General features: G+C 67.4%; 12 protein-coding genes. 2 read left to right on the top strand and 10 right to left on the bottom strand.

What is annotated here, in order from left to right:
* Window positions 1-83: 83 nt before the first annotated feature.
* Together QF047_RS07110 and clpS are read right to left on the bottom strand one after the other, a co-directional pair.
* Entirely contained in the window at window positions 84-650 is a 567-nt protein-coding gene (locus QF047_RS07110; RefSeq protein ID WP_306634263.1) for a DUF2017 domain-containing protein, read from the bottom strand.
* A complete protein-coding gene (gene clpS / locus QF047_RS07105; protein WP_306634264.1) occupies window positions 643-1,026 on the bottom strand; it encodes an ATP-dependent Clp protease adapter ClpS in 384 nt (127 codons plus the stop codon). The genes QF047_RS07110 and clpS overlap by 8 nt, the downstream gene beginning before the upstream one ends.
* Window positions 1,027-1,389: 363 nt before the next feature.
* On the opposite strand from clpS, the gene QF047_RS07100 reads away from it, so the two are divergent.
* Both QF047_RS07100 and QF047_RS07095 read left to right on the top strand, forming a co-directional pair.
* Window positions 1,390-2,718 (top strand): nicotinate phosphoribosyltransferase, encoded by a 1,329-nt coding sequence (locus QF047_RS07100; protein ID WP_307275139.1) that lies wholly within the window; start codon window positions 1,390-1,392, stop codon window positions 2,716-2,718.
* Window positions 2,718-3,356 (top strand): isochorismatase family protein, encoded by a 639-nt coding sequence (locus QF047_RS07095; RefSeq protein WP_307275137.1) that lies wholly within the window; start codon window positions 2,718-2,720, stop codon window positions 3,354-3,356. Before QF047_RS07100 ends, QF047_RS07095 begins: the two co-directional genes overlap by 1 nt.
* A 61-nt stretch (window positions 3,357-3,417) precedes the next feature.
* On the opposite strand, the gene QF047_RS07090 is transcribed toward QF047_RS07095, so the two are convergent.
* The 8 genes from QF047_RS07090 to QF047_RS07055 all read right to left on the bottom strand — a co-directional run bounded on the left by QF047_RS07090 (window position 3,418) and on the right by QF047_RS07055 (window position 12,721).
* On the bottom strand, window positions 3,418-5,199 hold the full coding sequence (locus tag QF047_RS07090) for a DEAD/DEAH box helicase (RefSeq protein ID WP_307275134.1): 1,782 nt from the start codon (window positions 5,197-5,199) through the stop codon (window positions 3,418-3,420).
* Window positions 5,199-5,531, bottom strand: coding sequence for a DUF3039 domain-containing protein (locus tag QF047_RS07085; RefSeq protein WP_373427016.1), 333 nt, complete (start codon window positions 5,529-5,531; stop codon window positions 5,199-5,201). The genes QF047_RS07090 and QF047_RS07085 overlap by 1 nt, the downstream gene beginning before the upstream one ends.
* 118 nt (window positions 5,532-5,649) lie before the next feature.
* Window positions 5,650-6,432, bottom strand: coding sequence for a glucosamine-6-phosphate deaminase (gene nagB, locus QF047_RS07080; protein ID WP_307275131.1), 783 nt, complete (start codon window positions 6,430-6,432; stop codon window positions 5,650-5,652).
* 20 nt (window positions 6,433-6,452) lie between these two features.
* Entirely contained in the window at window positions 6,453-8,024 is a 1,572-nt protein-coding gene (locus tag QF047_RS07075; RefSeq protein WP_307275130.1) for a transporter, read from the bottom strand.
* Window positions 8,006-8,800, bottom strand: a complete 795-nt coding sequence (locus QF047_RS07070) for an ABC transporter ATP-binding protein (RefSeq protein ID WP_307275128.1) — start codon at window positions 8,798-8,800, stop codon at window positions 8,006-8,008. Before QF047_RS07070 ends, QF047_RS07075 begins: the two co-directional genes overlap by 19 nt.
* An 80-nt stretch (window positions 8,801-8,880) precedes the next feature.
* On the bottom strand, window positions 8,881-9,978 hold the full coding sequence (locus QF047_RS07065) for an NADH:flavin oxidoreductase/NADH oxidase (RefSeq protein WP_307275126.1): 1,098 nt from the start codon (window positions 9,976-9,978) through the stop codon (window positions 8,881-8,883).
* Window positions 9,978-10,961, bottom strand: a complete 984-nt coding sequence (locus QF047_RS07060) for a tetratricopeptide repeat protein (RefSeq protein WP_307275124.1) — start codon at window positions 10,959-10,961, stop codon at window positions 9,978-9,980. The genes QF047_RS07065 and QF047_RS07060 overlap by 1 nt, the downstream gene beginning before the upstream one ends.
* Window positions 10,962-11,014: 53 nt before the next feature.
* Window positions 11,015-12,721 (bottom strand): hypothetical protein, encoded by a 1,707-nt coding sequence (locus QF047_RS07055; RefSeq protein ID WP_307275122.1) that lies wholly within the window; start codon window positions 12,719-12,721, stop codon window positions 11,015-11,017.
* Between the last annotated feature and the right edge of the window lie 75 nt (window positions 12,722-12,796).

Here is a 12,796-nt window from a genome sequence, read left to right as displayed (position 1 = left end):
CCCGGAGCCTCAGCCATCATCTTGTGGCCTGCGACTCATGTCTAATTTGTCACACGCCTGACACGGAAGTCCCCGGCCACCGCTCAACGGCGGGTGTCCAGCGACTGGAGCATAGCTTGGACCAGCGATTCCTGCAGCCAGGTGGCGAAGTTGTAGACCAGGGCCAGGTAGCTCTCCACATCCTCGGCCTGGGACCAGTCCTGCATGAGGTGGACGTGCTCGGCGTCCTCTTCGTCCTGGATGTCCAGGCGCTCGGCCAGGACCAGCCGGACGTCGTTCAGGGCGGTTGACCAGTGCCGGGCTCCCTCGGCGGTCAGGACGATCTCATCCTTGTCCAGGTCCAGCGCGGCGGCCCGGAGGGCTCCGATCTTTGTCTCACGGAGGGACCGCTCGGTGAGCTGGCGGAACTCCAGGGACGCGCCGTCGTCGTTCTTCATCACATTCGGAAGCAGCCGCTTCATTGCCCTGTCCGTGGGCTCGGCGACGTCCATGTCGAGGCCGATCATGGCGGCCAGCGGGTCCTGGCCTTTCCGCTCCTCCGGCTGAAGCATGGAGATGACGTCGTCGATGAGGCTGCGCAGCAGCTCCCGCTCGGTGGGCTCCAGGTAGCCGGTGATTCCTTTAAGTCCGTACTTGAACGCCTTAGCCACGCTTCCCCTTACCCTGGCCGGACCCGCCGGACTTTCCTGAATTACCGCCCGATCCACCGCTGGCCTTCTCCACCGTGGCCCACAGCCCGAAGCCGTGCATGGCCACCGCGTGGCGCTCCACCTGTTCCTTGCTGCCGTTGGCAACGATCGAGCGGCCCTTCTTGTGAACCTCCATCATGAGCTTGTTCGCTTTGGTCTCCGAGTAGCCGAAGTAGCTTTGGAACACGTAGCTGACGTAGCTCATGAGATTGACCGGGTCATTCCAGATCACCAGGTTCCAAGGGATGTCCGGGGCGGCCAGGAAATCGGTGGACTCCGCCGTGCCGGTCCGGGTGCCCTCTTGCGTATCAGGGCCGAGCGCAACGCTTAAGGTCATCTGTCCATTCTATGGGGAGGATGGGCCCACGCCGGCGAGGGCCCCGCGGCGAAGCGAAGCGAGACGTGGGAGCCGGTGGGTGGGCCCACGCCGGCGAAGCGAAGCAAGACGTGGGAGCCGGTGGGTGGGCCCACGCCGGCGAGGGCCCCGCGGCGAAGCGAAGCAAGACGTGGGAGCCGGTGGGTGGGCCCACGCCGGCGAGGGCCCCGCGGCGAAGCGAAGCAAGACGTGGGAGCCGGTGGGTGGGCCCACGCCGGCGAAGCGAAGCAAGACGTGGGAGCCGGTGGGTGGGCCCACGCCGGCGAGGGCCCCGCGGCGAAGCGAAGCAAGACGTGGGAGCCGGTGGGGACTAGAGTGACTTTCGTGAGCACCTCAGCCGGCTGGGACCATCCCCGCACGTCCTTTTACACCGACCACTACGAGCTGACCATGCTGCAGGCGTCGCTCCATTCGGGTGCCGCGCACCGCAGGTCCGTCTTCGAGGCCTTCGCCCGGCGGCTTCCGGACGGCCGGCGCTACGGGATCGTGGCAGGGACTGGCCGGCTGCTGGAGGGCATTGCGAACTTCCGGTTCGGGGAGGCGGAACTGGACTTCCTGGCCCGGACCAAGGTGGTGAACGAGGAGACGCTGGAGTACCTGGCGTCCTACCGCTTCAGCGGTGACATCTGGGGCTACCCGGAGGGCGAAGCCTACTTCCCGTACTCCCCCATCCTCATCGTCGAGGCCACCTTTGCCGAAGCCTGCATGCTGGAGACCTACCTGCTCTCGGTCCTCAACCACGACAGCGCCATCGCATCCGCAGCGTCGCGGATGGTCACCGCCGCCGGCGGCCGCCCCTGCATCGAGATGGGTTCCCGGCGCACCCACGAGGAGGCAGCCACCGCGTCCGCGAGGGCAGCCATCATTGCCGGGTTCGACAGCACGTCCAACCTTGAAGCGGGCATCCGCTACGGGGTCAAGACAGTAGGCACCGCCGCCCACTCCTTCACGCTCCTCCACGACACCGAGCGGGACGCTTTCGAGGCACAGATTGCGTCCCTCGGTGAGTCCACATCCCTCCTGGTGGATACGTACGACGTCGAAAAGGCCGTGCGTGCGGCCGTGGACCTCGCGGGTCCACGCCTTGGCGCCGTCCGGCTTGATTCCGGCGACCTCGTGGCCCAGGCCCAATGGGTGCGTCAGCTCCTGGACCAGCTGGGCAACGAGAACACCAAGATCGTGGTCACCTCGGACCTGGACGAGTTTGCGATTGCCGCGCTGCAGTCCGCGCCGGTGGATTCCTACGGCGTGGGGACGTCCCTGGTCACCGGATCCGGGGCGCCCACCGCCAGCATGGTCTACAAGCTCGTCAGCCGCACGGACAACGACGGGAACTTCGTCTCCGTGGCCAAGGCCGCCAAGAACAAGGCCAGCGTGGGCGGCCGGAAGTACGCCCTCCGGAAGCTGGACGAACGGGGCATTGCCACCTCCGAAGTAGTGGGCGTGGGCCACCGCCCCGAGGACGACGGCAACGACCGTCCGCTGCTGGTTCAGTTCATGAAGAACGGCGAACTCATGCCGGGCTGGACCGGCCATGAAGGCGTGGTCCGTGCCCGCCGCCGCCACGCCGAAACCATGGCTGAACTGCCCGCCGTGGTCAACCGCCTCCAGCGGGGGGAAGCAGCCATTCCCACCAATTACGAGGAGAACTGATGTCCCGGGCCCTGATCATCGTCGATGTCCAGAACGATTTCTGTGAAGGGGGATCCCTCGCTGTCAAAGGCGGAGCGGAAGTGGCCGGCGCCATCAGCGAATACATCGACGCGCACCACAACGAGTTCGACCACATCGTGGCCACCCAGGACTGGCACATCAATCCGGGCGACCACTTCTCGGAAACCCCTGACTTTGTGGACAGCTGGCCGCCGCACTGTGTGGCGGGGACCCGGGGAGCGGAGCTTCACCCGGACCTGGACACCGAATACATCGAGGCGTATTTCCAGAAGGGGCAGTTCGCTGCCGCCTACTCCGGCTTTGAGGGACTGCTGGCACCTGAGGATGCCGTTCCCACCGGCGAGCGGCAGCCGGGCGCGCTGCCCGGCGCCGGCGAAGCTGACCGGTTCACCCCGGATGAAGACGCCATCGGTCTGGACGACTGGCTGCAGAGCAACGACGTCGAGGAGGTGGTGGTGGTGGGCATCGCCACCGACTACTGCGTCAAAGCCACATCACTGGATGCCGTGCAGGCGGGATACTCCGTAACGGTCATCCGGCCCCTGACAGCGGGAATTGCCGATGACCTGGAGGAAACAATCACCGAGCTGGAACTCGGCGGCGTGGACGTCTCCTGACCCGTCGCAGAAACCAGAAGTGGCCCGGCGCTCTGCGGGCCACTTCCGTTCCAGGTCACTGTTATTTCCTGCCGATGAACCAGTCCTGAAGCTTCCGCAGGCGGGACTGCAGCTGTTCCTCGTTCGCCTGGGCAACGGGCGGGCCTCCGCACACCGTGCGCAGCTTGGTGTGCACCACGCCGTGCGGCGTGCCGGTCCGGGCTGACCAGGCAGCCACGTTTTTGGCCAGCTCGTTCCGGAGGTCCATGAGCAGCCGGTGGTCGGGGACGGCCGGCGCAGGAGCAGCCGCCGCCGCGGGAGCCTTCCGGTTCTTGCGGTTGAGCTGCTCATGCTGGCGTTGCCGCAGGAGTGTGCCCACCTGCTCGGCGTCCAGCAGCCCGGGAATGCCCAGGAAGTCCAGCTCGTCCTCGGAGCCCACTTCACCACCGGTTCCGAACTCGCCGCCGTCGAACAGGACGCGGTCAAAGGACGCCTGGGAGTCCAGGGCTTCGAACTTGCCCTTGGTCAGGCTGTCGGAGGCCTTGTCCTCACGGTTGGCCTCCGCCATCAGCGAGTCTTCCGGGTTGAAGAGGCCGTCCCCGTCCTCTTTCTCCGGCCGGTCCAGGGCATGGTCCCGTTCGGCCTCCATCGAGTTGGCCAGCGCCATCAGCTGGGGTACCGAGGGCAGGAAGACCGACGCCGTCTCGCCCCTTTTGCGGGCACGCACGAAGCGGCCCACGGCCTGGGCGAAAAACAGCGGGGTTGAGGTGGAAGTGGCGTACACCCCGACGGACAGCCGGGGAACGTCGACGCCTTCAGACACCATGCGGACGGCCACCATCCACCGTTTCTCGCTGGCGGTGAATTCCTCGATCTTGCTGGAGGCCTTGGCATCATCGGACAGGATGACGGTGGGCGACTCCCCCGTGATCCTTTTCAACTGTCCGGCGTACGCCCGGGCGTCCTCGTGGTCCGTGGCGATCACCAGTCCGCCGGCATCGGGGACGGTGCGGCGCACTTCACTCAGCCGTTTGTCCGCCCCGGCCAGTACGGCTGGAATCCATTCGCCCGCCGGGTTCAGGGCCGTCCGCCAGGCATGTGAGGTGATGTCCTTGGTCACGGCGGCCTCGCCGAGCGACGCCGCCATCTCCTCGCCGGCGCTGGTGCGCCAGCGCATCTGGCCCGAGTACGCCATAAACATCACCGGCCGGACCACGTGGTCCCGCAGGGCGTTGCCGTAGCCGTAGGTGTAGTCCGCCTTGGAACGGCGGATGCCGTCCCGGTCCTCCGCGTACTCCACGAACGGAATGGGCGAGGTATCTGAGCGGAAGGGTGTTCCGGTCAGGGAGAGCCGGCGCGCTGCGGGGTCGAATGCCTCCCGGAGGCCGTCGCCCCAGGAGAGTGCCTCGCCACCGTGGTGGATTTCGTCAAGAATCACCAGTGTCCGCGCGGCCTCCGTTTTGGCCCGGTGCAGCAGGGGCTTGCTGGCCACTTGGGCATAGGTCACGGCGACACCGATGAAGCCGCGGCCGTGCTGGCCGTCGGAGTTCTTGAAGTTGGGGTCGATGGCGATGCCGACTTTGGCAGCCGCGTCCGCCCACTGGCGCTTCAGGTGGTCCGTGGGTGCCACGATGGTCACGCGGTTCACCGCTCCGGAGTCGATCAGCGTGGACGCGATACGGAGCGCGAAAGTGGTTTTACCGGCGCCGGGGGTGGCCACCGCCAAGAAGTCCCGCGGACTTGCCCTCAGGTAGAGGTCCAGGGCTTCCTGCTGCCAGGCACGGAGTTTCGGGGCGGTTCCCCAGGCTGCACGTTCCGGATAAGCCGGAGGCAGGGTGGGGCCGCCAAAGAGCGTCTCCGTCACTATTTGTTGTTGCCTGAGTCCCCTCCGGGACCCTTGCCGCCGTCGTTGCCCGGGCGGAGGCCGTCATAGACCTCTTTGCACATAGGGCACACCGGGAACTTTTGCGGATCCCGGCCCGGCGTCCAGACTTTGCCGCACAGGGCGATGACAGGCTCGCCGGTCAGCGCGGACTCCATGATCTTTTCCTTGCGCACATAGTGCGAAAAGCGCTCCCGGTCCCCGGGCTCCACCTCTTGGCGCAGTTCCTCGCGCTCAATGGTGGCTGTGGACGTTCCAGCCCCGGAAAGCTCGCGCATCGGGTCGTTTTCGAGAGGGTCCGTCATGCTAGTCATGCGATCCATCTTAGCCGTTCCGGCGGCCTGCCGTTCGACGCCGGAGGGTCCCGCAGCGCCGCCCGGAACCTGCCGCCGTCGTACTTTTCCGTCGCGTTGCCCCGCGTCTCAGCGGCGGTCAGAGTCCCTGCCAGGCAGGTTTGTTGTCGTAGGTGTGGCGGTAAAAATCCGCCAGCTTCAGGGCCGAGGCGGCAGACTCGTCCAGCAGGACGGTGGCATGCGGATGGAACTGCAGCACCGACGCGGGGCAGATGGCAGCCACCGGCCCTTCAACGAATTCGCGCACTGCCTGTGCCTTCTGTGCCCCGGTTGCCACGAGGATCACATGCCGTGCGTCCATGATGGTACCCAGGCCCTGGGTGAGGACGTGGTGCGGGACCTCGGCCAGGCTGCTGAAGAACCGGGCGTTGTCCCGGCGTGTCTGCTCGATGAGGCTCTTGATCCGGGTGCGTGAGGCAAAGGAGGAGCCCGGCTCGTTGAAGCCGATATGGCCGTCGGTGCCGACGCCCAGGAGCTGGAGGTCGATGCCGCCGGCTGCCGCGATGGATTCCTCATAGGCACGGCAGGCGGGCAGTATGTCCGTTGCTGTTCCGTCCGGTCCGTGAACGTTGTCCGGCGGGATGTTCACCCGGTTGGTGAACTCCCGCCGGATCACCTCACGATAGGACTCGGGGTGGCCGGCGGGCAGGCCAACGTATTCGTCCAGCGCAAACCCGTGCGCCCGGCTGAAGTCCAGGCCGTCGCGCTCGTGGCGGGCCGCCAGCTCATCGTAGATGGGCAACGGCGAGGACCCGGTGGCCAGGCCCAGGACGGCGTCCGGCTTCCGCCGGAGCAGCTCCCCGATGGCGTCAGCTGCCAGCTTGCTGATCTGCTTGCTGCCGTTGAGGATAACGACTTCCATGCTGTTCCTTTCCGGGCTTCTCAGCGGTTGACGGTGACCTGGGCAAGTAGTTCGGGCCCCCGGGCGTCAAGCCATTTCCCGCCCAGCCTCACGCCGGTCACCAAGAGTGCCGGCCCCACCAGTAGCCCGGCGCCGAGGTTCAGCCAGCCAAAAAGACTGTTGCCGGTGACGAGCTGGGCCACCAGGAGCGCAGCCTCGGGCAGAACCAGGACAAACAAAATTCCCATCCCGGCGAACTGGACGGCCAGGGTCTGGCCCACGTTTCCGGGCGGCTTCTTGAAGGGGCTGTCCCCCGGCAGCGGAACCGCCACGGTGTAGCGGGCCGAAACCACGGAGGACAATCCCAGCCCGGTAAAGAGGATTCCCAGGCTCAATCCCAGCTGGCCGGGCAAGGACGCCCAGTCCTTGGTGAAGGCGGCGTGGCCAACGGCGAACACCAGGACCACCGGCAGGGCGAAGGCCAGGCAGGCGAGCGCCCGGCCCAGCCGGTCGTCCACGCCCCGCACGCCGCTGGCCAGGTGCAGCGCGAAGGCGGTGTTGTCATAGGAGACATCGGCGGAGATGGACCAGGCGAGGATAAACGCCGTCAGGGGCGCCAGGAAAGCAAGGGTGCTGAAGTCGCCGGTCTGGCTGCCCTGGAACACCAGCAGCACCGGGAGCAGCGGGACCACGATGAGGGAGCCGGAGTAGCGGGGATCGCGGACCCAGTAGGTGAGGGACCGGGCCATGACGGCGCCGGCAGGAACGGCGGGCAGGAGCCCGAACAGGCCGAGCTTTCCGCCCTTGCGCTTGCCGCTGCCCGAGTAGGGCGGATTAACCAGGGCCCGCTCCAGGAGCAGCTTCCAGCACCAGGCAAGTCCGGCCAGGACAGCGGCCGCTACGAGCAGCTTCAGGGCAGCCGGTCCCGGGTGCCCTGCTGCGATATCGCCGGCGATAGACCAGGGGGCACCCAGCGGGGTCCACGACATCGCCTGCGCGAACTCCGGGAGGAAACCGGCGGAGGCGGAGATTCCCCGGCTCAATCCCGCCACGATCGGGCCCAGCAGGACCAGCGGAACCATAAACGCGATGGCGCTGACGTCCTTGAAGCGCCGGGAGGCGGCGAGGCTTGCAGTTGCCGTGGTCACCACCTTGGACAGCACGATGCAGGTCAGCACCCCCAGCGCTGCCCCGACGAGGGCTGCGAGCGCGGGCAGCACGCCCCGGGACCAGGTCACCACCGTGGACAATGCCACCAGGGTTGTGGCCAGGCCGGGAATCCCGATCAGCCCGCCAAGCGCCAGCCCCGCCAGCAGCTGCTTCATGGGGATGGCGAAGGTGGTAAAGCGGGCCGGATCGAGCGTCATGTCCGTGGCCGAGGCGACTACGGGAATGATTCCCCAGCCGAGGATGGCCGCGGACCCGCCGAGCACCACGGCTGTTTGGGCCAGTTCCTGGTCCGCCCGGCGCAGCAGGACCAGCACCACTACCAGCGTGGCCACCAGGCCAAGCGCATAGAGCCCGGCGAAGGCCATGCCCACCAGTTGCCAGGGGCTGCGGCGCAGGCCGTTGCGCAGCAGCGTCAGTTTGAGCCTCAGAAGCTGCGCAACCATTCCAGCCCTTCCGTGTGGCTGCGGCCGCCCACCAGTTGGACGAAACGGTCCTCCAGCGAGGCCCCGCCGCGCACCTCGTCAACCGTACCCGCGGCCAGCAGCCGGCCGGCGGCCACCACGGCAACGTGGTCGCACATGCGCTGCACCAGGTCCATGACGTGGCTGGAGACGATCACCGTTCCGCCGGAGGCCACGTAGCTGTCCAGGATGGATCGAATATTGGCGGCAGAGACCGGATCCACTGCCTCGAAGGGTTCGTCCAGCACCAGCAGCCGGGGTGCATGGATGAGGGCTGAGGCCAGGGCGATTTTTTTGGTCATGCCGGCGGAGTAGTCCACCACCAGGGTGCCCGCGTCCTGGGCCAGGTCCAGGGCTGCCAGCAGTTCCCCCACGCGGCTGGCCACCACGTCCTTGTCCATGCCGCGCAGCAGTCCTGCGTACGTGACCAGCTGCTCGCCCGTGAGCCGGTCGAACAGCCGCACGCCGTCGGGCAGGATGCCCATCAGCCGCTTGGCCTCCAGCGGCCGGGCCCAGACGTCCACCCCGTGAACGACGGCCGTGCCAAAGTCAGGGCGCAGGAGCCCGGTGGCCATTGACAACGTAGTGGTCTTGCCGGCACCGTTCGGGCCCACGATTCCGAAGAATGAACCGGCCGGCACGTCCAGGCTGATGCCGTCCACCGCGATCTTCTGGCCAAAGCGCTTGGCCAGGCCGCGGATGGAGAGCGCGGCTACGGGAGCGGCGGCCCGTGCCGGGCCGGGTTGCTGAGCAGTCATGAAGCCAGACTAGTCCTCAGCGTGCGGAACGGGCGTCCTCCCGCAGGAGCAGAGAGTTAGGGCCAGTACGCCGGCAACGATCAGAAAGTCCGGCGCGGCACCGCACGTTCGTACTGCGGCGCCCACTTGATGTCGTGGCCCAGTTCAAACGCTGCGCGCAGCCACCAGTGCGGGTCCCGCAGGGCAGCGCGGGCGATGAAAACGCCGTCGGCCTGCCCTGTGGCAATGGCGTGCTCAGCCTGGCCGGCGGAGGTCAGCAGGCCCACGGTACCAGTGGGCACTCCGGCCTCGCTGCGGACAGCGGCGGAGAACCCGGTCTGGTAACCGGGACCGGCCTTGATCTGCTGATGGGCCACGGCCCCGCCGCTGGAAACGTCGACGAGATCCACACCATGTTGGGCGGCCTGCCGGGCCAGGCGCACGGAGGCCGCCAGGTCCACCCCGCCTTCGGCCCAGTCGCTCGCCGAGATCCTCAGCAGAAGGGGCATCGAGTCCGGAATGACATCCCGCACCGCATCCACCACCGCAAGCATGAGCCTGTTCCGGCCGGCTTCATCCCCGCCCCAGGCATCAGTCCGCGCATTGATCAGCGGACTCTGGAACTGGTGCAGCAGATAACCGTGCGCCCCGTGGATCTCCAAGGTGTCGAATCCTGCATCCACGGCGCGGACTGCGGCCGCGGCGAAGTCGTTGATGACTCCCTTGATCTGTTCCTCCGTCATCTCGGACGGCACAGCATAGCCGTCGAACGCAGACGGCGAGGGTCCCGCCGTGGTCCAGCCGCCGTCGGACTCCGGGACGCTGCCCTGCCGGCCGGAGAAGGGCCAGTACGTGGAGGCCTTCCGGCCGGCATGGGCCAGCTGGGCGCCGATCTTTGCGTCGGCTGCGCCGTAGCGGTGCACGAAGGAGGTGATCCGCTGCCAGGCCTCGGCCTGCGCGTCGTTGTACAGGCCGGCATCCCGGGGACTGATCCTGCCTTCGGCGTTAACGGCGGCCGCCTCGGTGAGGATCAGCGCCGCGCCGCCGGCGGCGAAGGAGCCCAGGTGCATGAGGTGCCAATCGTGCGGAACTCCCGGCGCGTCGTCGGGATCGCAGCTGTACTGGCACATGGGCGACACCCAGCCGCGGTGCTGGAGCTCCAGCGAACGGAGTTTGAGCGGCTCGAACAGTGCGGACACTAGAACAGCACCCGTGCCAGGGCCTGGCGTGCCTTGGCAACCCGCTCGTCTGAAGTCCCTACCACCTCGAACAGCTCCAGCAGGCGGACCCGGGCGGTCTCACGTTCCGGTCCGAAATTCCTGCCGATAAAGCTGACCAGCCGGTTCAGCGCGTCCTCCACGTGCCCGCCGGCAACGTCGAGATCGGCAATGGCAAGCTGGGCCTCCAGGTTGTCCGGTTCATCGGCCGCCTGGGCGCGGAGGGCTTCGCTGTCCTGGGCCGTGATCGGCTGGAGCCGCAGCATCAGCTCCACCTGGGCCAGCCCGGCCTTCGCCTCGCGGTCCGACGGCATCTCGTTCAGCGCCTGGCGATAGGCGTCCGCAGCAGCTGCGTAGTCGCCTGCCTCGATGGCATCAAAGGCGGCCTGGTGCAGCGGCGGCAGCGGCGCGGGCTCCGCATCTGCCCCGGTTTCCCCGCCCAGGCTTCCCGTCACGCCGTTTGCCGCTGCCACTTTCAACAGTTCGTCGAACAGGCCGCGTACCTGCTGTTCGTCTGCACCGCCCTGGAACAGGGGGACCGGCTGGCCCTTCAGCACGGCAACGGCGGTGGGGACCGCCTGCACCTGGAACGCCTGGGCCAGCTGGGGGAACGCTTCGATATCGGCAGCACCGAGGACCAGCCGGCCGCCGTAGCTGTCCACCACCCGCTCAAGGACGTCCAGCATGCCGGCGGACTCGGGCGAGTAGGAGGCCCAGAGCGCAAATACCACGGGCACCTGCGCTGAGAGCTCCACCAGTTGCTGGAAATTGGCCTCGGTGACGTTGACCTTCAGTTCCGGAGCGCCGGGAGCCGAGCCGGGCTGTCCATCGCCGGTTGTGGGCGGCGGTGCGGACGGGCCGGACGGTGCCGGGCGCTGCTTCAGTGAAGAAAGGTCGACGGCGCCGCGCAGGTTAAGCAGGCTGGCAGCGGCAGGAGGGACTGGGCGGGAAGCTGGCGAACTCATGCTTTCCACTCTAGCCACTCCGGCCGCTGCCGGGGGTACTGCAGATCCGGGGACTACTTGAAGCTGGCTCCTACCAGCCCGCGGGTTGCGGCCACGAGCTTCATGGGATCGGCGGAGCCCGCCGGCGGCACGTACACGGCCGTGGATTCGGCGAAGCTGAGGACCATCCCGGTGGTGGTTTCCTTGCCGCCGGCCAGGGCCGCAGCGTCGTCGCCGATGGTCAGCTTGTCACCGGCGGCCTTGGGGGTTCCCTCGAAACCGAAGTTGATCCGGCCCAGGACCAGCGCGCCGCCGTCGGCAGTTCGGAACACCACAGTGCTTTCCGGAACCACCTTGTGCGTGAACGAGAAACTTCCGTTCTCGCCGGCCTTGACCACCTCGGACTGGTAGGACAGCGTGTCGGCGATGTACGGCGAGGACTCACCCTCCACGAGCTTGTCCTTGAAGGCGGAATCTGCGGTGGTGAGCCTGTCGGCCAGGCCGGCCATGGCTTCTTCACCGCTGTAGAGCAGTCCGGTCTTGTCGCCGGGGGCCACGGTTTCCGTCCCGTCACGGTTAATGGTGGGGAAGGTCGTCCCGGGCTGCAGCGGATTGGTTTCCACGAGCTTGTAGTTCTCGCGCGGTGACGCCTGGACGAGGGTCAGCAGCTGCGGCACAACGTTTCCGTCGCCCTGCGTCACGGCCAGGACGGACCGGGGCCACTCGCGGTCCTTGGTGACCACGGTGGTGAGGAGCTTGGTGGAGCGGACGGGCATGCGTGCCTCGTAGGATCCCACCTGGGAGCGGATCTTGTAGTTCTGCGTCCGGACTTCCAGTTCGGTTCCGCCTACCCTCTCGGCCAGCTTTGCCGCGTCCTTTGCCGCGTCACTGGCATCCGCGGCACTGGAGACCTGCTCCAGGATGCGGCGGAACTGGGCATCCAGCAGCACCGGCGAAGCGGCCTGCTCCTGCGCGGCGGCAGGCGCTGTTGAGGCGGGGCCCGACGAGGGCGCGGGCGACGCCGCATGTGCCGCAGTACCGGCTCCGGCAACCACAGCCACGGTGACCGCTCCGGCGGCAACCATGCTCATGCGGGAGGACGAACGGGCTTCGGACCGGGCGCGGGCACGCTGGGCAAAACCGCTGCCCTCCCCGTCGCCTTCACCGTTGCGCTTGCGGACGGAGAGCAGGGCCAGGACGATGCCGCCCAGGATCAGGAGGGAGCCCAGCACCATCAGCGGGATGGCCCACGGTGTGGAGGTGTCGTTCGGGAACGTCATCGAGATGGAGGCCGGGGCAGGCCGGGTTCCGTCCGAAGCCAGCAGGAGCGTCCAGTCGCCGTCAGCGGGCGGTGTCCAGGAGTATTCCAGCTCGCCGCTGGCGTTCTCAGTGGAAACCCAAAGATCGGAGCCGGCCGGGCTCGGCGCTGTGGCCTCGCCGTCGGCATGTTCAACCTGGAGGGACTTTCCGTCCTCCGAAACCCCCGTGACCGTGTTGTGCGCTGTTGGCCCCACCCAGGCATCCACGTCGTCGGGACGGCCTGCCGCCAGCAGGAAGTTGCCGTCACCCTCGATGCTGATCTTGACGGTTCCGCCGTGCAGGGTCCGCAGCTTCTGGTCAATGACGGTCAACGGCGCCGCCTGCCCGTCAGCGGGGGCGGAGGCCGTGAATGTCTCGGAAGGGGCCCAGATGGTTCTCTGGCCGATGCCGGCCAACAGTGTCAGGAGGCCGAGCAGCACGAGTGCGACTGCAGTCTTTAAACGCAAGGGAACACCTATCATCAGCGGGGGTTTAGCTTCAATAGTAACGGTTTTGTTACCACGGCCCCCGATCGGGCTGCGCAACGGCACCCGCGG

Source organism: Arthrobacter sp. W4I7, from assembly GCF_030816215.1.
Lineage (GTDB): Bacteria > Actinomycetota > Actinomycetes > Actinomycetales > Micrococcaceae > Arthrobacter > Arthrobacter siccitolerans_A.
This window is presented reverse-complemented; position numbering and strand designations above follow the sequence as displayed.